Here is a 19,718-nt window from a genome sequence, read left to right as displayed (position 1 = left end):
ATCGAGAGGATCCAGTTGTGACCAGCACCGACATCAACGCCCGGCTCGACTCGCTGCAGGTCGCCGCGACCGGCCTGATCACCGACTACTCCGACCTCGCCACCCGCGGCCGCCTCGCCGAGCACCCGGACACCGTCGACCACCGGCTCGGTCTGGTGGTGGAGATGCTTGCCGCGGTCCGGGCCGCTGTCGACGCCGAGCGGGCCGGCGGCCAGTGGCCCGTCCTCCGGGCCCACCCGGGCGCCGAGCACGACCAGCTCGCCGCCGAGTTCGCCCACCACCGCTGCGACTGCTGGCACTGCCTCCATGGAGGCGGACCCGGCGACGACGAAGGCCCGATCTGGATGTGACCAGGCGATGCTTCGACCAACCGCGCCTGCCATCGCGCCGCGATCGAAGGCGCCCCCGGCCGCCAGCAGCGTGAGCGTCATCGCGCCGCCGCCGTTGCTCGCACCACCCGGGTCGGGGCGATGCCGCTGCGCCCGCTCCGGCCGGCACCGGCGCGGGCCGCAGCGGCGTGATGGCCGATGACCAGCGGTGTTGGTCGTTCGGGCGTCGGTTGTCGGTGGGGTCGGCTACGGTTTCGCCGAGCGTTACCGGTCGGCTACGGAGAGGGGGTGACCTGCGTCTTGCGGCAGGAGGTTCTGCGTGCGTTCCGGTTCACCCTGGACCCGACGGAGCGCCAGCTCGGTGAGCTCGCCCGGTACGCGGGAGCGGCGCGGTGGGCGTTCAACCAAGCGCTCGCGGCGAAGGTTGCGGCACATCACGAGTGGCGGGCGCAGGTCGACGCGCTGGTGGAGACCGGCGTCGATGAACTGGAGGCGCGAAAGCGCACGACGGTCCGGCTGCCCAGCAGCGCGGTCGTGCAGAAGGCGTGGACCCGGTCCAGGGGCGATTCCCGGTCCGGGGCCGACGGGATCTGTCCGTGGTGGCACGAGGTCAACTCGTACTGCTTCCAGTCGGCGTTCCGGGACGCCGACGCGGCGTGGAAGAACTGGCTCGACTCCCTGAAGGGGGCGCGGGCCGGCCGGAGGGTCGGCTACCCGCAGTTCAAGAAAAAGGGCCGCTGCCGGGACAGCTTCCGCCTACACCACGACGTCAAGAAACCGGGGATCCGGCTGGTCGGGTACCGGCGGCTGCGGCTGCCGAAGTTCGGCGAGGTCCGCATCCACGACTCCGGCAAGCGCCTGGCCCGGCTCGTCGACCGCGGCCAGGGCGTCATCCAGTCCGTCACCGTCTCCCGCGGTGGGCACCGCTGGTACGCCTCCGTCCTGGTCAAGGTCCAGCAGGACCTGCCCGATGGGCCGACCCGGCGGCAGGCCGAGCGCGGCACCGTCGGCGTCGACCTCGGCGTCAAGGTTCTCGCCGCCCTCTCCCAGCCCCTCGACCTTGCCGACCCGGCCACCGTGCTGGTCACGAACCCCCGCCACCTGCGCACCGCTGCCAAACGCCTCGCCAAGGCGCAGCGTGCGCTCGCGCGGACGGTGAAGGGGTCGGGTCGGCGGGAGAAGGCGAGGCGGCGGGTGGCCCGGTTTCACCACGAGGTGGCGGTCCGGCGCGCGGGCGGCATCCACCGGTTGACCAAGCAGCTCGCTACCGGGTTCGCGGTCGTGGCGGTGGAGGACCTGAACGTGGCGGGGATGACGGCCTCGGCGCGCGGCTCCGTCGAGCGGCCCGGCCGCAAGGTTCGGCAGAAGGCCGGTCTCAACCGGTCCGTTCTCGATGCCGCGCCGGCTGAGATCCGGCGTCAGCTCACCTACAAGACTTCCTGGTACGGGTCTCAGCTGGCGGTCTGCGACCGCTGGTTCCCGTCCAGCAAGACCTGCTCGGCCTGTGGAAGGCAAGACCCACGCCTCACGCTCGCCGACCGGGAGTACCACTGCGGGCATTGCGGCCTGCGCCTGGACCGCGACCTGAACGCGGCCCGCAACATCGCCGTCCACGCCCGCACCGCACTAACCACCGCCCCTGGTAGAGGGGTGGCCTCCCCTGTGGAGGACGCCCGTGGAGCGCACATAAGACCAGCGGTCCCCCGGGACCGCCGGCAGAGCGCGATGAAGCGGGAAGACAGCCGGCCACCCGGCCAGCTGTCACCCCAGCGGGGCGACCCGCTGGCGCTCCCACCCACTCACGATCAGCCGACACTCTTCTAACCCCGCAGGTCAGAAAGTGTTCGGCCCGTGCGCGCGGGGAGCGACCCCGGGGACACCACCGCCGACGACTGGGACACGGATCCGGCCCGTACGCGCAGGGAGCGACCCCAGCCGGCGAGGAAGCCGCGGAGGTCGGTCCGGTCCGGCCCGTGCGCGCAGGGAGCGACCCTGGTCCATCATGTCGCCGAGGTACTTGGCGGTGTCCGGCTCGTGCGCGCAGGGAGCGACCTGATCACTTCCAGGCATGCCGCCGCCCCATGACGGGTCCGGCCTGCACGTGTGAGGAGCGACCCATCAACTGCCGGATCAGCACGTGCGGCTGTTCCTCCCCGGGAAGCCCGACGCTGCGCCCGGTCCGCCGGTGCCGCGTGCCCCGGACCGTCCCACCACCGGCCCGCTGGCCGCTACCGTCGACCTGCAACCCCACCTCCTGGACGGAGTGAAGATGAGCCCTCAGTCGGAACCGGCCCCGGAGCCGCCCGCGCAGCCGTCGATCACCGCAAGCGTCACCGTGTCCGGGGTGGAGGCGCAGATCCTGCGGGACCTGGCCGCCGTGCTCGGCCGTACCCCGGAGGAGCTGGCGATCGAGCACGCGGCCGGCGTCCTGCCGATTCCCGCCGCGCCGCTGGCGGACTGGGGGCTGTTCGACGGCCCGCCGGACCTGGCCGCCGGCGCCGGTGACTGGCTGCACGAGGGAACCGGCCGGTGAGCGCCGCCCCGCTCGGTGTCGCGGTCGCCGATACCTCCGTGCTGCTGGCGGCGTTCAACCGCAAGGACGACCTCCACGCCCAGGGCGCCGAAGCGCTCTCCCTCGCCCGGGTCCTCATCGTCTCCCCGATGGTGATGACCGAGCTCGATCACCTCCTGGCCCGCCGGGCGGGTGAGACGGAGGCCGTCAACGCCATCACGCGCCTGGGCGCGCTCGCCGGGCAGGGCTTCGTTGTCCTGCCGCCGGCCGACCGGCGCCTGTATGCCGACGCCGAGCAGTTGCTCCGCCAGTACCAGGGGCACGGGCTTGGCCTGGCCGACGCCGTCAACGCGGTCCTCGCCTGGCGGCTCCAGTGCCCGGCGATCCTGTCCTTCGACCACCACTACCGCGACGTTCTCGCCCCGCCGAAGGGACCGCGGATCGAGGTGTTCCCCGAAGCCCCCGTCCGTTCCACACGGCCCTGACCCGTACGGGTTCCACAGATCTGACCGGGGCCGAGGCGCCTCGAAGCCGGTCGCGAATTGCCCGGTGTGGTCGGCCGGCCGACGGTGCTCTGCTGGGGGGTGGCGTTGAGGGGGGGGCGAGAGGGGGCAGGGTGTCACCATGTCCGAACGCCGTGACCGTCGCCGTCTTCACGCACGCGCCCGAGCTCTCGGGGTCCCCATCGAGCGGGCCAGCCGCCGGCCTTCCCCTCGCCGTCCCGGGCGGCCAGGCGCGGAACCGGGGTGGCCGCGTACCGCGGTGCCGGACCGGGACGAGACTCCCGTCATCGTCCAGGCGATGCCTACGGCACCGGCAAGGTGCTGCGCGGTCTCGCACGAGCGGCAGGTCACGGACGGCGGAACCGTGCTCATGCTGACCCGCCACACGGCCGACTGCCCAATCTGGTCCGCCCGCTGACCGCACACCCTGGCAGGCCCACCTACGCCGCGCGCAGCCCAGCTGCGTGCGAGACTGCCACACCACCACAGGCACGGCGTGTGAAGGAGATGGCCATGACCACCAGCGGCACGACTGGCAACACCCAGCAGACGGCTTTCGACGGGCCGATCAGGGAGTACATCTGCGAGCTTCTGCGCGAGAACCTGGGAGCCGCGGAGGCTCGCGAGGGAGAGATCCGGCGCCTCGAAGAGGCCGGGCACCGGATCGTGAACGGTGGTCAGACCGGAATGGACTCGTGGGAGATCACAGACTGGCGCTCAGGTGCGCTGATTGAGGCCGGTACAAATGGCGTCGATGGTTACGATGCGGCGACGGCCCGCCTAGACCCCACGGGCATGTGGTTCCACATCGACCACGTTGGCGAGGACATTGACGAGCTCCCGGTGAACTCCTTCGGCCTGCCCGATTCCTTGGCCGAAGCGCTGCGCGAATGGCTCTTGTCGCTTTCGACACCGGACAAGGACGTTGCGGCCGTCACGGGATGGAACGCGGAAGAGATTCAGCGACACCGAGTCGATATCTGATACCCGCCGAGCCGCCGCTGCCGGTGCCAAACGCCAGCAGCCCTGCCAGCACACGCGCCACCAGGCCGCCGCCAGCCCGCGCTCGACAAAGCCCGCGCCAAGCGGGACACCAGCCGCGATGGACGACGGCGAGCACGACGAGCCGTGGACCGGCCTGCTCAAACCGGTGCTGGCCCTCGCCCGGCAAACACCGTACAAGATCAGCACGGGCCTGGGCTGACCGGGCAGGCGGCTGGCCAGGGGAGGTACAGGCGGAACGCCACCGGCGCGCCACCCGGGCCACAAGCGGCCGCGCTGCGCATCGCTCGCCAGCCGCGGCTGGCTCCCGCTCGCGGTGCCGTGTGAGGCCGCCGACCGTCCGTCCCGGAGCGAGTAGCCTCGCAGCAGACGAGAGATGGAGTGCCGCCATGAGTCAGCCTTTGCACGATGAAGTCGAGCTGATCCCCCGGCCCGAGCAGAGTCCGGCCGCGCTGAAGGCCGCGCTGGCCGTCGTCGCCGCGGATCGTCTTCCCGAGATGATCGACGGGCAGACGAAGGCCATGGCCGAGGCCATCACGGCCGGGAGCGTCCAGCCGATCCGCTCGTTCGTGGCGCACTGGGCCGCCGTCGTGGAGATCGAGCGGCACCCCACCACCGCCCAGGCCTGGCACCGGGCGAACTACCTCGCCAACCACGCCGGCACCGTCCAGGAGTGCCGCGAGCACGCCGCCACCGTCGCCGAGCTCTACCGCGCCGCCTACGCGGCGGTGAACGCGTGACCTGGAGCTGGGAGTACCTCCCCAGCGAGCAGCACGTCACCGCCGGCGCCCCGGCCGGCTTCCTCGCCGCCGTCGAGCAGCGGGCCGATGAACTCGTCCGCGCCGCCGAAGCGCTCTACCTGGACGGAACCTCCTACCAGGGCAGCGGCGAGCCGATGCGCTACCTCGACGTCGCCGGCGGCCTGCTCGCCTACTACGTCGTCCCCCGCCTGCAACTCGTCGTCGTCTGCCAGGTCACGCCCCCGCCCACGACCTGACCCCAAGACCGCCCGGGCCTGGTTGGAGGGTGAACTTCGGCTGTTTCACCGCTGCCGGCCCGGGCACGGTGGCACGATGAGCCGCGATGGTCGAGCCCGAGTCCCGGGGAGGTTGTCGTTGCCGGGTGACAAGCGGCGGATCCAGACGGCGGTGCTGGGCAGCGCAGAATCGGAGGAGCCGCTGATCCTGCCGCTCGAGGCCATCGAGCTGGACGCCTTCCGCCGGCATCACGCCGAGGACACCTTCTGGTGCGGGCTGCTGCTCGGCGGCTGCGGCGAACGGCTCACCACCAAGCTCTACACCGACCGGGTCTGCCACTTCTCCCACCTGCCCGACCCAACAGGCCGGCACACGTGCGGCCGCCGGGCCCGGGACGTCGCCAGCGCCGACCACCTCTACGTGAAGTCCGCCGCCATCACCTGGCTCCACCACCAGGACCACCCCGGTGCCGTCCACCTGCGCGAACCACTCGGCTCCGTCGTCGACATCGCCTGGGAACACGGCACCCGCAGCCTGCGCCTGCACCTGGACACCGCGGTGGCCCCGATCTGGGACGACGAGTCCGTGGAGCCGATCCTGGGCGTGTCCGTGCCGGTCGACGACGAAACACTGGCACGCCGCCGGTTCGTGCACCGGGTGGCGTTCGACAGCGTCGGCACCACCCGACACGTGCGGATCGGCACCCAGGCCTTCGCACAGGAAACCGAGTGGTTCGACCTCGGCGAGTGCTCGATGACACCGGACGGGCTGCGCACGCCGGCCGTCGAACGCATCGTCCGCGCCGGTGCCCCCCAGAGCACCGGGAGGCCACCGGCACCGGAAGGCCCGCGAACAGAGCCGCATCCCGCGTGCCGCCGCCTGGAGGCCGCCATGGAGTCCGGCTCCCGGATCGCCGTCGAGGCCGCATGCCGCGACCTCGAGGCCGCAGGCCCCCACTGGGGTCCCGCGCCCCGGGAAGTCGCTGTACAACTGGAGAAAGCCTGGGCCTGGCTCGACGAAAACCATCGCGAGCACGAGGAACTGTTCGAGGCGCTGCGCCAAGCCGTGCAACACGGCGACACCGAGGCCGTACGCACCCTGCTCACCCACGCGAATGCCAAGGCCCGGCACCGGACCCCGGAACACCACAACATCGCCATCCACGCGGTGAACTTCCTCAGGAACCAGGAACATGCCGCCCGGGCCCGCCGAAACCAGAAGGCTCCTGCCTCTGCCGCCAAGGACCCGCATCGGCCCGACGCTCGGAATCCGCGTCGGTCCAAGCCCGACCCCCTGCCCCCGCCCCCCGAGTCGGCGCACCGACGAGTGCGGGACATCCTCAGCGACCTGCGGCGCCTAGGTAGCCGGATGGGCCCGCGCACCATGCTGGAGGTGCTGGACTCGCTGGCCACCATGATGAAGATCGCGGGCGACCTGGTCACCCCGGCACAGCAGGCGGAAGCCGAACGGTGGATCGCCCGCGGCCGACGGCTGCGAGCCGCGAACACCATGTCGACGCCGAGGGAGACCACCGAGGATTCGGCCTCCCGGAACCGTCCGGAGGCCGAAAACCGCGCCGCCCACGCCCGGATGAGCCGCATCCTGAGCAAACTCAAACGCGACAGCCCCCGGATGCCGAACCACGAGCTGTGCCGCCAAGCGCTCCTCCTGGCCAAAACAGCGAAGACAGCCGGCTCCCTCGTGACACCAGACCAGCGCCAGGCGGTCGACCGGTGGCTCGCCCGGGCCGAACACCTGCAGCCGCCTTCCCCGCCCGGACCGGCAGGGGCGACGTAGACACCCCCGTGCGATTGGCCGCGTGGGACGCAATCCGGGCCGGCCTCGCGGCTGACCCGGACTTCACGTTCGACCCGACCATCCGCACCGAGCAGGCCGGCGCCGTCCCGCTGCGCCCGGCCCGCCCGCCGATGACCCTCAGCGGTGCCGCGTGACCCGGACCGCTCCACCACCCGCCCGCCGACCGCTACCGTCGACCCTGCGGACCGTCGCCACGGCGGCCGTCACCCAGGAGGAGGACCAGGTGACCACCCAGCCCGACCACCAGGCCCCGGCCGCGCCGAGGCCGGCCACCCTGCACGAGCTGCGCACCGCCCTCAGCAGGTACGGCCTGCCTGGCGACCGCGACCTGTTCGAACAGGCCCTGGCCGCCGCCCTCGACGCCTCCCCGATCGGCGACCTCGCCGCCGTCACCGAGGTCATCGCCACCTACCGCCACCGCCTCACCCTGCGCACCGACGAACGCGCGATGGCCTCCCTCGCCGCACCCATCGGCGGACAGCAGTGGACCCCAGCCGCCGACGCCTTCGCCCGGGTCCGCGCCGCCGGCGGCGACCGGTGACCGAACAGCCCCACCAGCAGCCGGCGCCGCTGCACGTCTTCCTCTCCAACGCCGCCGAGCAGGCACTCACCGCGCTGCGCCCCGGCGAGCTGGACGCGGTCGAGAAGCTCCTCGAGCGCTTGGCAGTGTTCCCGCGGCTCGGTATCCCGGTGCCCGGCGGCACCGACCCCGAGGTCGACGACTACACCGCCCGCACCGACCCGGCCTCCGACTCCGGCGACCGCATCAGCGTCGTGTACCGCCTGCACAGTGGCATGTCGGCGATCTTCGTGACCTGGATCATCGCCGGCCCCTGAATCCCGGATCAGCTCTGACCTGGAGATGGCCGGGGCCCTCACGCTCGTCGACGTGAGGGCCCCGGCCATCAGCGTACGCCCGCAGCCTCCAGCCCCTGTTGGCCGGGACTCTCGGGAACCGGAGGCCGTCGAGGCGGTGCCCCCGACTTCAGGCGTGTCCTGTTGGGAGGCGCGATGGCCGGGGTGTCAGTGCCAGGGAGGTCGGCCGGTGCCCTCGGCCCACAGGGCGAGGGCGCGGTGGTCGGTCATGCGGATGCCGACCTGCGTGCAGAACGCGGCGGCGGCTTTGGTGAACGTGCTGGTGGTGACGACGACGGCGAGGTCGCAGCCGTGGATGTCACGGTAGGTGCCGTTGACCTTCTGGACGTCCTGCGAACCGACGAGGGTCCCGGCGCTGTAGCGCTTGGCCTGGATGAGGATGCGTTGCCCGGTGGGGGTGGTGGCCAGCACGTCGGCGGCCAGGTCGCCGGCTCCGCCGACGACGGTGACCTTCGTGCAGCCGTCGCGTCGGCACAGGTCCGCGAGTGCGTGCTCGAAGGCCTTCGGGCTCATGCCCATGAACGCGCCGATGTGGCGCAGCTGTGCGGTGCGGGCGTGGTGGGCGCGGCGGTCGGCGGCGGCGCGGGTGCACACGACGGCGGCGGCCGTGCCCAAGGCGATGACGATGATGCCGGTGAGGGCGAGGAGGTGGTGGGCCAGCCACTGGACGGCGACGGTGGCCAGCGAGAAGGCGACGAGGGCGCCCACGCCGAGCAGGACGGCCTGGTCGCGTGCCCGCCGGGCGCGGCGACCGCGGCGGGCGGTGGTGGTGCGTCGGCGTACGGGCCTGCGGGCCACGGCATTCCCCTCCTGGTCCACGGTGTGCCGGCGAGCCTAGGAGCGGACGGCGTCGTGACGCAGGGGAACCGGTCAACCACGGGGCTGACTGCGAGGAGTTGACCGGATCCGGACGGTGGGAGGCCGAACCGCCTGCGAGGTCCGGTCGGCTTTCCCGATCCGGGCCCGGAGCCGGGGATGTTCTGGCATCCTCACCGAGAGTTTCCGGTACGTGACACGGGGTGGGATTGGTGCAGTACACGATCAGCGCGAGCGCATTCCTTGCGATCATCATCATCGTCCGGCTGCGCCGGCGGACCGAGGCCCGCTCCCGCAACGACGAACTGGTGACAGTGCTGAGCGCCGTCACCCTCGGGGTGCTGATCGCCTCCACCCCGCTGGGCCAGAGCATTCACCAGCTCGTCGAAGCGGTCGTCAGGGCCTTTCAGTGAACGCGCCGAGCTGGCGGCACCCGCTCCGGCGACTTCACCACCGGGGCGTGGAGAAGAAACTCGCACCGGCCATAGAAGCGGCGGACGCCCTCGGCGTTCCGCTTGACGCCATCAGGATCCGCGCCGCACTGACCTACGAGCCAGTAGGGCTGGGCGTGTTCGCCCTGCCAGCGATGCTGACCATAGCCCTCTGTTCCACGCTCGCCATGTACAACAAGTCCGGGTGTACCCCGGGAGGCCGCCTGACCCCGGAACAAGGAGAATGCGCACCCAGCGCCACCGTGGGGTTCGGCATGCTCGGTGTCGCAGGGTTCGTATTCCTCATCGTCGCGGCTGCGGGGGTGGCCTCCATCCGCGACGGACAGCACATCAACCCGACCTACCGGCCGCTCTACCAGGCATTCGACCTCCTGCGAGCCGCTGTGGACCTGGCTGGCTCCGATCCCGCCGGCCGCTACAGCGACACGGTCGCGCTCAGCCGCAAGGCCGTCGAGCTCCGCCAACCGCTGCGGGTCGCCATCAACCACACCACCGCCATGTTCGGCACCGGCAAGGAACTCAAGGCCACAATGAACCAGCACATCGAGCGGGTGGAGGCTGCCCTGGGCCGGGCTGCCGACGGCCTGCTCGTCGAGAGGCGGGCGGCGGCCCGGAAGCTCGGCCTCTTGGCCGCCACTATCACTAACAACCTTGCCTACGACCGCTTCACCGACCTGCTGCCGGAAGACACTCTCCCTCCGGCCGCTGCCCTGGAGCCGGACCGTCTCGACGGCAGACGGCTGATGAAGGCCAGCCGCCTGGCTGGCTTCCTGGTCTTCGCCCTCGCAGCGGCCTTGGGACAGTCCGGCGTCGAGGCGGCGATCCTAGTCCCGGCCGCCTTGACCGTCTGGCCGGTGTTCTCCTTCCTTCTCCTGTGCCACCGTCACGGCCTGGCCGAGGCCGCCCGGCTCATCCGAAGCATCCGTTCGCTCCTGCCCGCGAGCCCAGCACCACCAGCACCATGAGGGCAGGGTCAGACGAAGATTCGACCATCGGCATGCGCGGAGTTTCGCGTAGCGTGACCGACGGCTCGCAGACAGCAGCCGATACCGGAAGGGGAGTTCGTGCAGGCGGGGACCGTGCTGGACGGGCGCTACGAACTCGTCGAGAGGATCGGAGCAGGCGGCTTCGGCCAGGTGTGGGAGGCCTACGACCCGAAGGTCGACCGCTGGGTCGCGGTCAAGGTCCTCACCGCGGACGGCAGCCCCGACAGCAGCCGCCAGGTTGCCCGGTTCGCCCGCGAGGCCGCAGTCGCCGGCGGCCTGTCCCACCCGAGCATCGTCACCGTCCACGACTTCGGCTCCACCGTCCACGACGGCCGCCAGATCGCCTACCTGGTGATGGAGCTGATCGACGGCGATCCGCTCTCCGCCGCATTGAACGACGGACCGCTCGGCCGGGGTGAGACCCTCGACATCGGCTACTGCGTCGCCGACGCCCTGGCCGCCGCCCACGACGCCGGCCTGGTCCACCGCGACATCAAGCCCGCCAACATCATGGTCCTCGACGACGAGTCCGCCGCCTCCACCGCGAAGGTGGTCGACTTCGGCATCACCAAGAGCAACGAGCCCAAGCACGACATCACCACCACCGGCGTCCTCATCGGCACCCCGGCCTACATGGCCCCCGAGGCGTTCACCGCCGAGCTCGACCACCGCTCCGACCTGTACGCGCTCGGCTGCGTCCTCCACGAAGCCCTCGCCGGGACACCCCCGTTCACCGGCGCCACCTTCTGGAACCTCGCCCACCAGCACGCCACCCAGCCACCCCCCAACCTGCGCGCCCTGCGCCCCGACATCTACCCCGAACTCGAGGACCTGGTCGCCCGCCTGCTCGCCAAGAACCCCGACGACCGCCCCCAGGACGCCCATCAAGTCCGCACCGCCCTCAACGAGATCGGCGAGCACTACTACGGCCGCCACGCGCCCCGGCGCGGCAAGGACTACACCACCGACGTCACGCTCAGCCGGGAGGAAGCCCGGCACGGCGCCACCGTGCCGCTGCGGCAGAACGCCCGGAGCACCTGCCCCGACTGCGCCGGCGACCCCCGCCGCCAGGACAACGGCTGGTGCTCGCTGTGCCGCGGGACCGGCCGAGTGCCCAAGCGCGTCCAGGAGCACCAGGTCCGCTTCCCCGCCGGCCTCCGCGAAGGACAGCGTGTCCGGCTCCGCGGCCTGGGCGAGCGTGGCACCAACGGCGGCGAGAACGGCGACCTCTACGTCACCGTGCACATCGTGCCCTGACCGGCCCCTCGATCTCCCCGTGTCGTTGGTGACCGACCTGCCCTTCCGCCCGGGCCGGGACGGGGCGGCAACCACAAGACCATTGCGGTCGACAGCAGACCGGGTGGCCGGGCGCGGCGCGCTCCGCTACCGCACCCTGGCCAGCGCCCGGATGCGCTGGACCATCCACTGCCGCCTGCCCTGCGCCGCCGGATCCGCCGTCAGGGCCGTGGCCGGCCCCGCCATCGGCCCGTCCCCGCACCGGCCCAGGCCGTGGCCGGCCCGGGCACTGGGCAGTTGCCCCCGGTAAAGGTGGTGGCCAGTGCCTGTGCCTGGCCAGGCTGCCTGCCGGCACGACCGTGACCAAGCACTCCGACCTGGCCCTCCTGCCAGGTGGTTGCCCCACCACCCACCTCACGAAGAAGTTGCAGTCCACCTGGGAGCGCTCACCGGACCAGTTGGGCGCCCGTATCCACCTGTTCGGCCTTGGTGCCGACAGCTTCGGAGCACGGCTGCCAGGGGCCTGAATGCCTACGGGAAATGGCGGCTAGGACCTGGTTCCGGTGCCAACCGACTTCTGTGGTTGGTGCAGTGACCTCGCCCTACCCCTGTCAACAGACCATGTGGAACCCAACCCGGGTGGTGGCATTAGCGCACCAAGGTGGAACGGCGGGTGTACTGGGACAGGGATGTGAGGTCCCAGCAGTCACGATTACGGTCGCCCACTGAGCTTGCGCGGCGTTGGGGCGGGCCTTTTTTTGTAAGAGGACGCTCGCGTGAATGTGCCTCTGACCTGCGAACTTGGAAAATCAAAGGTATGGCCTAGTCGACACCAGAGGTGTTCTGGTGTCACTGGAAGCCCACATTCGCACCCAATGTTTCGCAATGCTGCGAAACATTGAATTGGGGGCGGATGCGCCACGAGATGGCCCGCGTGATCACCTGACCTGCCCGGATGAGTTCCCCCGTGAGAGCCCGGCTACCCACCCGCGACACGCACTTCGCACCTCCGCGCAGAATCCTTCGCACCATCGCGAAGAACATGTAGCCTGCTGCCGACACGAGCAAAGGATCAGGGCCTTGGCACAGGCAGAAGCAGGGCGCGGCAACACCCGCAGGCAGGCGTCCGAGCGCACTCGGCGACCGAAGCTGCAGCCAGCCGGCCCCCAGAACCAGCGCGACCTCGCCTCCGAGATCGTCCGCGGCTACGCCGGACACCTCCCCGACGGCGTCTACGAAGCCCGCACCAGGTTCTACCGCCGCGCACCCCACGAGGTCCTCGGCTCCGACGGCTACGCCCTCCTCAGCCGCTACTTCGCCCGTTACGTCCTGCCCCAGGCACTGATGTCCGGCGAGATGACCAGGCTCCAGTGCGCCGTGCTGTCGAACATCGTCGGCAGGGCCGAGCGCGGCGTCTGCCACGCCATCCAGCGCGAGATCGCCGAGGAGATCGGCACCAGCCGCTCCAGCGTCAGCCCCGCCCTCAAGCACCTCGCCGCCCGCAACTACATCCGCAGCGTCGGCCGGGGAGTCTGGCAGCTCAACCCCCTCATCGCGTACAAAGGCAACGGGGACGAGCAGCAGACGTTCCTCGCCGAACTCCGGGCACTCGCCCTGGAGAACGGATTCCCTGACATCATCGGACTGGCAGCCCTCCAGACCGGGAACAAGGAGTCGACAGCATGCTGATGGTCACCGACCTGTTCGGGATGCTGCCGCGCCTCGAACTGACCCCCACCGCGACGAACGTCCTGTCCGTCATGGTCCGCCACCAGAACCCCGGCGGCGTCGTCCCCCTCACCCAGCAGGACATCGCCGAGGAACTCCAGATCCTGCCCTCCGTCGTTAGCCGCGGGATGACCCTCCTCGTCGAGCGCGGCCTCGTCCTGCGCAAGGGCTACCGCTACCGCCTCCACCCCGCCATCGCCGGCTACAGCTCCGAACTCGAGATGCAGGCCGCCATGGCCCGCGCCGCCCGAGAAGGCGTGCCGCCCATCCTGATCCCCGACTACCAGGCCGCCCCGCCCAAGGCCGGCCGCACCCGGCTGCGCGCCGTCGGCTGACCGTTTGTGTCGGGCCCCAGAACTACGGTGCACGGCAGAAACCCAGCGCTGTAGGACGGGCGGAGGATGGCACAGCCGACAGAGGAATTCGTCTACCTGATCACCGCCGCGAGCAGCCGGACGGCGAAGATCGGGCGCAGCACCGACCGGCGGGTACCGGACCCACGGGGAGTGGTTCGACTTTGGCGACCAGGATCCTGTCGCGGAGGTCGTCGCAGCGGTCGAAGCGTACGAGCCCGAGCCGGGGCACGAGGATCGGGCGGGGCGGTTCCGGGACCCGGGGCCGGCGTTACACACGCTGGCCCTAACGGGTGGGGAATGGGCGATGATCGACTGGATCCGCGAGCACGGTGGAGCCCGGTCTGCGATCCGGGTTGCCCCCGAGGTGGTTGCGCCAGACATCCTTGCCAGCACGACGACCGTCAAGGTCGCCCTTGACGGTGCGGCTCAGTCCGCCGCGTGCCGCCGGGTGAATGCGCCGCCCATCGCCGCAGACGAGAAGGCCAGGGCGTTTTTCACACGACAGCGGTAGTGATCGGCGTTGCACTGAAGGCGCCAGCGAGAGCGCGAGGAGATGTTCGGCCAGCTCGACCAGGCCGTCCAGAAGCGTAAGCCCAGCGAGGTTCGCGCCCTTCTGGCACAGGTGGACGCCGAAGCTGCCCGGGACCGGACCCCCGGGCACCAGGCCATCGCCGCCCAGGCGGAGGCGCTCCTCAAAGCCCACGACCCGCGGGACAGATGGACCTGGAACGCCGACGAAGCCCTTGGCGCCGCCACCGCGCGCCGAGCCCGGGCAGCTCGCGACGCCCAACAGGAGATCCGAACCGTTCGCGTGCCAAGGCCCCAGTCATCGCGCGTCGACCCAGAAGAGATGGCGCATCAGCGGATGAAGAACATCATCGTCGACCTGGAGCGCCGGTCGAGCCGTCTGACCGGCCGCGAACTGCGGGAGCTGGTAGACGAGCTCACCAAAGAGGCGAAGCGCGCCGGCGGCAAGGTCACCCTGGCCCAGTGGGCGGACATCAACTGGTGGGTCAGCGGCACCGATGCACTGGTTCCCCGATCAGCACCTCAAACACCGGCATCCGGCATGTACAGCAGCAACCCGACCAGCCCCAAGGCGGCACCACCGCCCCAGAGTCCCGCCGACGGCAAGGGCAAGCGGCGCCGGAAGAGGTGAACGTCGGGGGTTTCCGGATTCCCGCACGCGGTTGGGCCGGCGTTCGTACGATCGGCTCGGCCCGGGCGCCTGGCCGGTGCCGGACGAGAGAGAGGGAGGGTGTGGTGGGGTTCGTGGCCTGGATCGTGATCGGCGTACTCGTGGCCGCGGGGGTGGTGGTCTGGCGGATGGGTCGATACCCCGGTGGCTGGCGGTACGCGTTCGGTGCGCTGTACGCCGCCGACCGCAGGGACTTGGACACGGCCCGCAGGGCGCTGCGCGGGCTGCAGGACCAGGCGGCTCGCGAACGCGAGGTGGCCGGCGGAAGCGTCGCGCTGGCCGAGCAGGCCTACCAGAGCAGGGTCGATCTGGCCCGGGCACGCCTGGCCGCGCTCCGCGACCCCGGCACGGGCCCGCTGCGATCCTCGGTCGGGGGCTGTGGCTGTACGAGCACGTGCTGGAGGTTCATGCGGAGGGCCGCATCAACCGGTACCCGCTGAACGAGGTCTCGATCCGCGGCGAGTACTCGGGCAAGAACGGCCACATCTACCTGGCGCTGCCGACGGGCCGGCAGCAGATGGTGTCCGTCGAGCTGGACGAGGCGACGTCCGAGGCCGAGGTGCGGGCGTTCGTCGTGGAGGCGTTCAACGCCGCTGCCGACGCCAAGGTGTCCAAGGCCGAGCGCCTGGCGAAGGTACCGCAGGCCGAGGCCGAACTGCGCAAGGTGATCGCGGACACCACCGGCCCGGAGCAGGCCCGACGACGACTTGCGGATGTCACGGCCCGTCAGAAGTCGGACGCGCGCATTCCGCAGGCCCGCCGCGAGCTGGACGAGGCATGCGACCACTGGGAGCACCTCACCGGCCGCCGTCCGGAGTAGCCAGGCAGTGTCGCAGCTCCACCCTGCGCGAGCCCGAGGGAGCCCATCGGCCAGCGGTGGAGGACACGCCGCCCAGATGCGCGAGCAGGCCGTCGCCCGCCAGGCCGCGCTCGACGAAGCCACCACTCAGCGGGAGGCGATCCTGACCCGGCACTACAACCGGCTGCGCGAGCCCGAGGACGCCCACCGGCCCGCGATCGAGAACACCCCGGCTCCGGACACCGACCAGCACGCTCGCCAGCAGCGCGAACGCCACCGCGTCGCTCTCGCCTTCACCCGCGCCACCCGGGCCGGGGCGATCCCGCTGCGCACCGCCGGGCGTGCGGTATCCCGTGCCAGTGCGGCATGAACGGACAATCCCGGGGCGCTCCGGGCGGTCACGCTCGGCGACGACACGCAGCTACGCTGAACGAAGCCAACCGCTGGCTGCGGCCGATCGGGAGGGACCTGGACAATGGAGAACATGAGCGAGAACAGCATGGATGAGGTGCGCCAGCGGCTGGCCGCGCTCGAGGCGGAGGTGGACCGGCTGCGCGAGGAGTCCGCGCAAACCCGCGCGCTCGCGGCGATGGCGGACCGGGACACCGCCGAGATGCGCACCGCTCTTCGTGCCCACACCCAGGTCCTGAACGCGCTGCGCGAGACTCAGCTCGAACAGGGACAGGCCATCCAGGGCCTCGCCCAGGCGGTCGGTGTCCTCGTCGCCGGTCAGAGCGAGCACAGCCGGGTTCTGGAGAGCGTCGTAGCGGGGCAGACCGCCATCCTCGAAGAGCTGCGCCGGCGTAACCAGAGCTGAGGCGCTGTACGGAACCGGTACCCGGCGGGCTCTGGTCATCGCTGAGGCGTGTCGGGCCACTCGACTGGGGGCTCGATGGCAGTGAGGTGAACCGTCGGGGCGTAGTCCGGGCGGGGCGGAATGGGCACCGTCAGCACGATGGGCGCATCGACCGCGGCGGCCTGGGACTGCCCTGCGGACTGTTCGAGGGCTTCGGCGGGTGCGGCGCCGGCCCGCTTGTCCGCGGCAGGCACTGGGGCGGGTGGAGTGGTCCGGGGCCGTGCGGGTCTGGGCTTTCGCCGGGCCGGGCGCTGGGTCGGCCGGGGGAACGTGGGTGGAAGCGGGGCGGGACAGGAGATGCCTTGGGGTGCTCCGGTCACCGGGTCGGTGTCCCAGAAGGCCAGCTGCCAGTGGGCCTCGACCCACAGCCGGACCTCGTTGGCCTCGGCCCAGACGCTCCAGGTGCCGATCGCCAGCACGTGGCGGCCGGGCTGTAGCTTTTCCAGCAGCTCGGGGTGTGCGGTGCGCAAGCGGACGTTGAAGGTACTCCCGCCGTCGTGGGAGCGCTGGCCGGTAGCCAGGGTGGCGTAGGCGTGGTGACCGCCCGGTTCGGAGGTGCGCTTGACGGTCCCGTAGAACGCCACCGGGTGGCGCGGGCCCGGGCGGCGGGTCAGCACCTGGTGGAGGCCGGCCGCGGTGTCGGGGTGGTAGCAGAAGCGGTGCCAGGGGATCGGCTTGATGCTGTCCCCGTAGACGATGCGGAACAGCTTGACCGCCTCCGGGTCGAAGTCGTGCAGCTGGAGGAAGTGCACGATCTTCGCAGCGGAGTTCAGCGCGGGTGGGATCGTGGGCCGGGCGGTGGTGAAGGTGAGCGAGCGGCTGCCCGCGGTGGCCTCGCCGTCGGCCGGCTGGGGCAGCTGGGCTTTGGAAGCGCCGAGGTCGCCGGGCATCACCAGGCGCAGCCGGCCGCCGTCCTCGGCTTGGGCCAGGCCGTGGGAGCCGCGGGCGATGGCGGTCAGCACCTCGACCGGGTTGTACGCGCAGCCGGCCTCGTGCCGGTGTCCGCCGGCGAGGCGGAAGTGCGCGCCGACCTTGGTGGGGTTGGGCCCGTCCTTGCCCCGGAAGTGGGCGCCCACGCCCTCCACTTTGCTCGGGCAGTACCGGCAGTGGAGCGGCTTGGCGTTCTTGGGCAGCGAGGCGATCTTCGACGCCCGCACCGGTACGCCCTGGTTGGTACGTGCTTCGAGCATCTTGTAGCCGACGGCCATCGCAGTGCTGCCTTCCCGAATCGTGCGTGGTCAGATCATGCCAAGCCAAGGTCGGCGGCGAGGCCGAGTTCCATGGCCTGCCCGTGGTTCAGCGGGCGCCGTGGGTTCGGCGCGCGGTGACCAGGTGGTGCCATCTCCGGGCTGTCCCAGAACCACCCCATGTCGGCCCCTCCGTCGCGTGCAGTGTCGGGCGGTGCGATCCTCAGGTGCAGCGGACCAGGGCCGGTCCGCGCGCCGTCCCTACCTGAACGGTCCGCCCGGTGAAGCCGACGGGTAGCTGCCGCAGGAGGTGGTGGTAGCCGGTGGCGTCCCGGACCAGGGACTCCAGGTGGAGAACGGAGTGCACCGCCGCCAGCTCGTCCTCGGTCGGGTTCATGGTGTGCCGCGAGGAGCCGGACACCGGCCTGGCGCCGGCCAGCGCCGTCCGCAGGGCCGGGACGTCGACCCCGGGAAGTGCGCCGGCCTCCGCGGAGGCGAGAGTGCTGCGCAGGATGTCCATGTCCGCGCCGCGGACGTCGATCCGGGCCGGCGCCGGGTTCGGGTCCGGTTGAGGTACCGGGTTCTGCTGGAGGGCCCGGTAGGTCAGGACGGTCCGGCCGAGGCCGGTGATCCGTGCCGCCCAGTCCGGGCGCGCGCCGTCGGCGGCGAGGAGGGCGGCGAGGACATCGTCGGGGGCGAGTTCGCACAGGCCGTGCCCGGCCAGGCCCCGCACGATCGTGGCGGCGCGGTACCGCTTCCCCAGCGGCCGCGTACCCGTTGCCCAGCCGTCCTCGCCGTGGTCCGCCAGGTCCTCCAGTACGATCCACTCTTCTCGACGGAGCGTCACTGACCCCTCCCGCATAGTGATGGCCGGCGGTCATCCTTCCACGGCCGGTGCCGTGCTGTACGCGAAAGCCCACAGACCCCGCTACCGGTGTGGTGGCTCCGGGGAGCCCCGGGCACCGTCAGATCTGACGGTGCCCGGGGCTCCCCGGTGAACGCGGGGCCGTGTATCGGCCCGGGGCTCCGGCCCAGGGACACTGGGACCGGTCCCGCCCGTACGAGATGTCTGGAGGAACGGTGAGCGCAGCGTCCCTGCATGGCCCCCACGACGGCCGCCGGCCCGTCCCGCGCACGCAGGACGGCGTCGCCGAGGCCCTGCCCCCCGCGCAGCGGATGGAGTTCTACCGGGAGATGGGGGAGGCCGACGACACGACGATCGGCGGCGTGCTGCAGCGGTGGTGGCTCCGCGCCGAGCTGTACCGCGACCCGGAGGGCGACCGGATTCATGCCGCCGTCCAGGCCGGCGCCGCCCCCGGCACTCCCGCGTCCGCGGTCCTTGGCCGGCTCGGGGCCCGGTGAGCGGCGGCATCGGCTTCCCCGACGGCGAAGGCTCGGCTTCCTCCTGAGCCCGCCGTTGCGGAATACGGGCCTGGGCGCCGGGGCGGGCTGTGGGGCGGTGGCGTGTCAGAGGGGGATGACGCGGGTGAGGCGCACGACGTGGTTGTGGGGGTCGATGACGTATTCGACCAGGCCGCGTCCGTGGGGGATCGGGAGGCGGCGCCAGTCGCCGGCGCTGTCGCGCGCGGTGCTCTCCGGAAGCCACGGGTTCTCGGCGATCGCGACGGTGAGGGCGACGATCACGGAGAACAGGTCGACGGGCAGGCTGGGGTCGGACAGGGCGTCCTGGACGGCTTCGGACGGCAGGACCGGCCAGAGGTCGTCCGGTTCTCCGTTACTCACCCGGCAGGTCCCCGCCCCGTTCGCGCCGCAGCCGTAGGACGTCGGCCATGGTGGTAGTGGGCAGGGTGCCATTGCGGGCGGCGGCGATGGTGCGGTCCTGGGCGGGGTCGGTGTCCATCTCCGCTTCGCACCACCAGCGGTTCAGCACCTGTTCGGCCTGGTCGATGGGTGCTTGGCCGAGTTCGCGGTAGAACTCCATGCGGCGGCCGCCCTGCAGCGCGGCGGCGATGCCGTCGGGAGTACGGGGCACGCGGGGCTGCGGGGGCTGGTACACGGGTTGGACACTCATCGGGTTCCTCCTGCCTCTGCCTCTGGGACCACGGTATCCGGTGCCGGCCGGCCAT

Annotated in this window: 28 protein-coding genes; 23 read left to right on the top strand and 5 right to left on the bottom strand. The window is 71.4% G+C overall.

Going from position 1 to position 19,718, the window contains the following annotated elements; genetic code table 11:
• Nucleotides 1-17: 17 nt before the first annotated feature.
• From ACFU9E_RS30570 to ACFU9E_RS30520, 11 genes are all read left to right on the top strand, one after another.
• Nucleotides 18-350, top strand: a complete 333-nt coding sequence (locus ACFU9E_RS30570; protein WP_380683405.1) for a hypothetical protein — start codon at nt 18-20, stop codon at nt 348-350.
• 267 nt (nt 351-617) lie between these two features.
• Complete coding sequence (locus ACFU9E_RS30565; RefSeq protein WP_380715516.1) at nt 618-2,153, top strand: RNA-guided endonuclease InsQ/TnpB family protein; 1,536 nt, start codon at nt 618-620, stop codon at nt 2,151-2,153.
• Nucleotides 2,154-2,598: 445 nt separating this feature from the next.
• On the top strand, nt 2,599-2,862 hold the full coding sequence (locus ACFU9E_RS30560) for a hypothetical protein (protein ID WP_380683407.1): 264 nt from the start codon (nt 2,599-2,601) through the stop codon (nt 2,860-2,862).
• Nucleotides 2,859-3,326: a type II toxin-antitoxin system VapC family toxin gene (locus ACFU9E_RS30555; protein WP_380683408.1), complete on the top strand. Its 468-nt coding sequence runs from the start codon at nt 2,859-2,861 to the stop codon at nt 3,324-3,326. The genes ACFU9E_RS30560 and ACFU9E_RS30555 overlap by 4 nt, the downstream gene beginning before the upstream one ends.
• Before the next feature lie 531 nt (nt 3,327-3,857).
• On the top strand, nt 3,858-4,328 hold the full coding sequence (locus ACFU9E_RS30550) for a hypothetical protein (RefSeq protein ID WP_380683409.1): 471 nt from the start codon (nt 3,858-3,860) through the stop codon (nt 4,326-4,328).
• Between the two features lie 407 nt (nt 4,329-4,735).
• Nucleotides 4,736-5,086 carry a hypothetical protein gene (locus ACFU9E_RS30545; protein WP_380683410.1) on the top strand — a complete coding sequence of 117 codons (351 nt, stop codon included), beginning with the start codon at nt 4,736-4,738 and terminating at the stop codon, nt 5,084-5,086.
• Nucleotides 5,083-5,343, top strand: coding sequence for a hypothetical protein (locus ACFU9E_RS30540; RefSeq protein ID WP_380683411.1), 261 nt, complete (start codon nt 5,083-5,085; stop codon nt 5,341-5,343). Before ACFU9E_RS30545 ends, ACFU9E_RS30540 begins: the two co-directional genes overlap by 4 nt.
• 118 nt (nt 5,344-5,461) lie before the next feature.
• Nucleotides 5,462-7,120 (top strand): hypothetical protein, encoded by a 1,659-nt coding sequence (locus ACFU9E_RS30535; RefSeq protein ID WP_380683412.1) that lies wholly within the window; start codon nt 5,462-5,464, stop codon nt 7,118-7,120.
• An 8-nt stretch (nt 7,121-7,128) separates the two neighbouring features.
• Nucleotides 7,129-7,275, top strand: a complete 147-nt coding sequence (locus ACFU9E_RS30530) for a hypothetical protein (protein ID WP_380683413.1) — start codon at nt 7,129-7,131, stop codon at nt 7,273-7,275.
• Between the two features lie 89 nt (nt 7,276-7,364).
• On the top strand, nt 7,365-7,682 hold the full coding sequence (locus ACFU9E_RS30525) for a hypothetical protein (protein WP_380683415.1): 318 nt from the start codon (nt 7,365-7,367) through the stop codon (nt 7,680-7,682).
• The gene (locus ACFU9E_RS30520) at nt 7,679-7,978 is read left to right on the top strand and encodes a hypothetical protein (RefSeq protein ID WP_380683416.1); all 300 of its coding nucleotides are present in this window, start codon (nt 7,679-7,681) and stop codon (nt 7,976-7,978) included. Before ACFU9E_RS30525 ends, ACFU9E_RS30520 begins: the two co-directional genes overlap by 4 nt.
• 186 nt (nt 7,979-8,164) lie before the next feature.
• Here ACFU9E_RS30520 and ACFU9E_RS30515 read toward each other — a convergent pair whose 3' ends face one another.
• Entirely contained in the window at nt 8,165-8,815 is a 651-nt protein-coding gene (locus ACFU9E_RS30515) for a restriction endonuclease (protein ID WP_380685191.1), read from the bottom strand.
• 230 nt (nt 8,816-9,045) lie between these two features.
• Here ACFU9E_RS30515 and ACFU9E_RS30510 point away from each other — a divergent pair, with 230 nt between their 5' ends.
• The 11 genes from ACFU9E_RS30510 to ACFU9E_RS30460 all read left to right on the top strand — a co-directional run bounded on the left by ACFU9E_RS30510 (nt 9,046) and on the right by ACFU9E_RS30460 (nt 16,405).
• Nucleotides 9,046-9,246, top strand: a complete 201-nt coding sequence (locus ACFU9E_RS30510; protein ID WP_380685189.1) for a hypothetical protein — start codon at nt 9,046-9,048, stop codon at nt 9,244-9,246.
• Nucleotides 9,247-9,293: 47 nt separating this feature from the next.
• Nucleotides 9,294-10,250, top strand: a complete 957-nt coding sequence (locus ACFU9E_RS30505) for a hypothetical protein (protein WP_380685187.1) — start codon at nt 9,294-9,296, stop codon at nt 10,248-10,250.
• A 99-nt stretch (nt 10,251-10,349) separates the two neighbouring features.
• Entirely contained in the window at nt 10,350-11,528 is a 1,179-nt protein-coding gene (locus ACFU9E_RS30500; RefSeq protein ID WP_380685185.1) for a protein kinase, read from the top strand.
• A 1,059-nt stretch (nt 11,529-12,587) separates the two neighbouring features.
• Nucleotides 12,588-13,196: a replication/maintenance protein RepL gene (locus tag ACFU9E_RS30495; RefSeq protein ID WP_350803869.1), complete on the top strand. Its 609-nt coding sequence runs from the start codon at nt 12,588-12,590 to the stop codon at nt 13,194-13,196.
• Complete coding sequence (locus ACFU9E_RS30490; protein WP_380685183.1) at nt 13,190-13,570, top strand: MarR family transcriptional regulator; 381 nt, start codon at nt 13,190-13,192, stop codon at nt 13,568-13,570. The genes ACFU9E_RS30495 and ACFU9E_RS30490 overlap by 7 nt, the downstream gene beginning before the upstream one ends.
• Before the next feature lie 325 nt (nt 13,571-13,895).
• Nucleotides 13,896-14,102, top strand: a complete 207-nt coding sequence (locus ACFU9E_RS30485) for a hypothetical protein (protein WP_380685181.1) — start codon at nt 13,896-13,898, stop codon at nt 14,100-14,102.
• A 42-nt stretch (nt 14,103-14,144) separates the two neighbouring features.
• The gene (locus tag ACFU9E_RS30480; protein ID WP_380685179.1) at nt 14,145-14,750 is read left to right on the top strand and encodes a hypothetical protein; all 606 of its coding nucleotides are present in this window, start codon (nt 14,145-14,147) and stop codon (nt 14,748-14,750) included.
• A 104-nt stretch (nt 14,751-14,854) separates the two neighbouring features.
• Nucleotides 14,855-15,229 (top strand): hypothetical protein, encoded by a 375-nt coding sequence (locus ACFU9E_RS30475; protein ID WP_380685177.1) that lies wholly within the window; start codon nt 14,855-14,857, stop codon nt 15,227-15,229.
• Nucleotides 15,184-15,609 (top strand): hypothetical protein, encoded by a 426-nt coding sequence (locus ACFU9E_RS30470; protein WP_380685175.1) that lies wholly within the window; start codon nt 15,184-15,186, stop codon nt 15,607-15,609. Before ACFU9E_RS30475 ends, ACFU9E_RS30470 begins: the two co-directional genes overlap by 46 nt.
• 76 nt (nt 15,610-15,685) lie before the next feature.
• Nucleotides 15,686-15,958, top strand: coding sequence for a hypothetical protein (locus ACFU9E_RS30465; protein ID WP_380685173.1), 273 nt, complete (start codon nt 15,686-15,688; stop codon nt 15,956-15,958).
• 114 nt (nt 15,959-16,072) lie between these two features.
• Nucleotides 16,073-16,405, top strand: a complete 333-nt coding sequence (locus ACFU9E_RS30460) for a hypothetical protein (protein ID WP_380685171.1) — start codon at nt 16,073-16,075, stop codon at nt 16,403-16,405.
• A gap of 35 nt (nt 16,406-16,440) precedes the next feature.
• Here ACFU9E_RS30460 and ACFU9E_RS30455 read toward each other — a convergent pair whose 3' ends face one another.
• Together ACFU9E_RS30455 and ACFU9E_RS30450 are read right to left on the bottom strand one after the other, a co-directional pair.
• The gene (locus tag ACFU9E_RS30455; protein ID WP_380685169.1) at nt 16,441-17,652 is read right to left on the bottom strand and encodes a hypothetical protein; all 1,212 of its coding nucleotides are present in this window, start codon (nt 17,650-17,652) and stop codon (nt 16,441-16,443) included.
• Nucleotides 17,653-17,854: 202 nt separating this feature from the next.
• Nucleotides 17,855-18,478, bottom strand: a complete 624-nt coding sequence (locus ACFU9E_RS30450; protein WP_380685167.1) for a hypothetical protein — start codon at nt 18,476-18,478, stop codon at nt 17,855-17,857.
• Nucleotides 18,479-18,711: 233 nt separating this feature from the next.
• On the opposite strand from ACFU9E_RS30450, the gene ACFU9E_RS30445 reads away from it, so the two are divergent.
• Complete coding sequence (locus ACFU9E_RS30445; protein WP_380686568.1) at nt 18,712-18,993, top strand: hypothetical protein; 282 nt, start codon at nt 18,712-18,714, stop codon at nt 18,991-18,993.
• 105 nt (nt 18,994-19,098) lie between these two features.
• Here ACFU9E_RS30445 and ACFU9E_RS30440 read toward each other — a convergent pair whose 3' ends face one another.
• Nucleotides 19,099-19,374 (bottom strand): hypothetical protein, encoded by a 276-nt coding sequence (locus ACFU9E_RS30440; RefSeq protein ID WP_350803926.1) that lies wholly within the window; start codon nt 19,372-19,374, stop codon nt 19,099-19,101.
• The gene (locus tag ACFU9E_RS30435) at nt 19,367-19,663 is read right to left on the bottom strand and encodes a hypothetical protein (RefSeq protein ID WP_350567720.1); all 297 of its coding nucleotides are present in this window, start codon (nt 19,661-19,663) and stop codon (nt 19,367-19,369) included. The genes ACFU9E_RS30440 and ACFU9E_RS30435 overlap by 8 nt, the downstream gene beginning before the upstream one ends.
• Between the last annotated feature and the right edge of the window lie 55 nt (nt 19,664-19,718).

It is taken from the genome of Kitasatospora sp. NPDC057595, assembly GCF_042800875.1.
GTDB lineage: Bacteria > Actinomycetota > Actinomycetes > Streptomycetales > Streptomycetaceae > Kitasatospora.
This window is presented reverse-complemented; position numbering and strand designations above follow the sequence as displayed.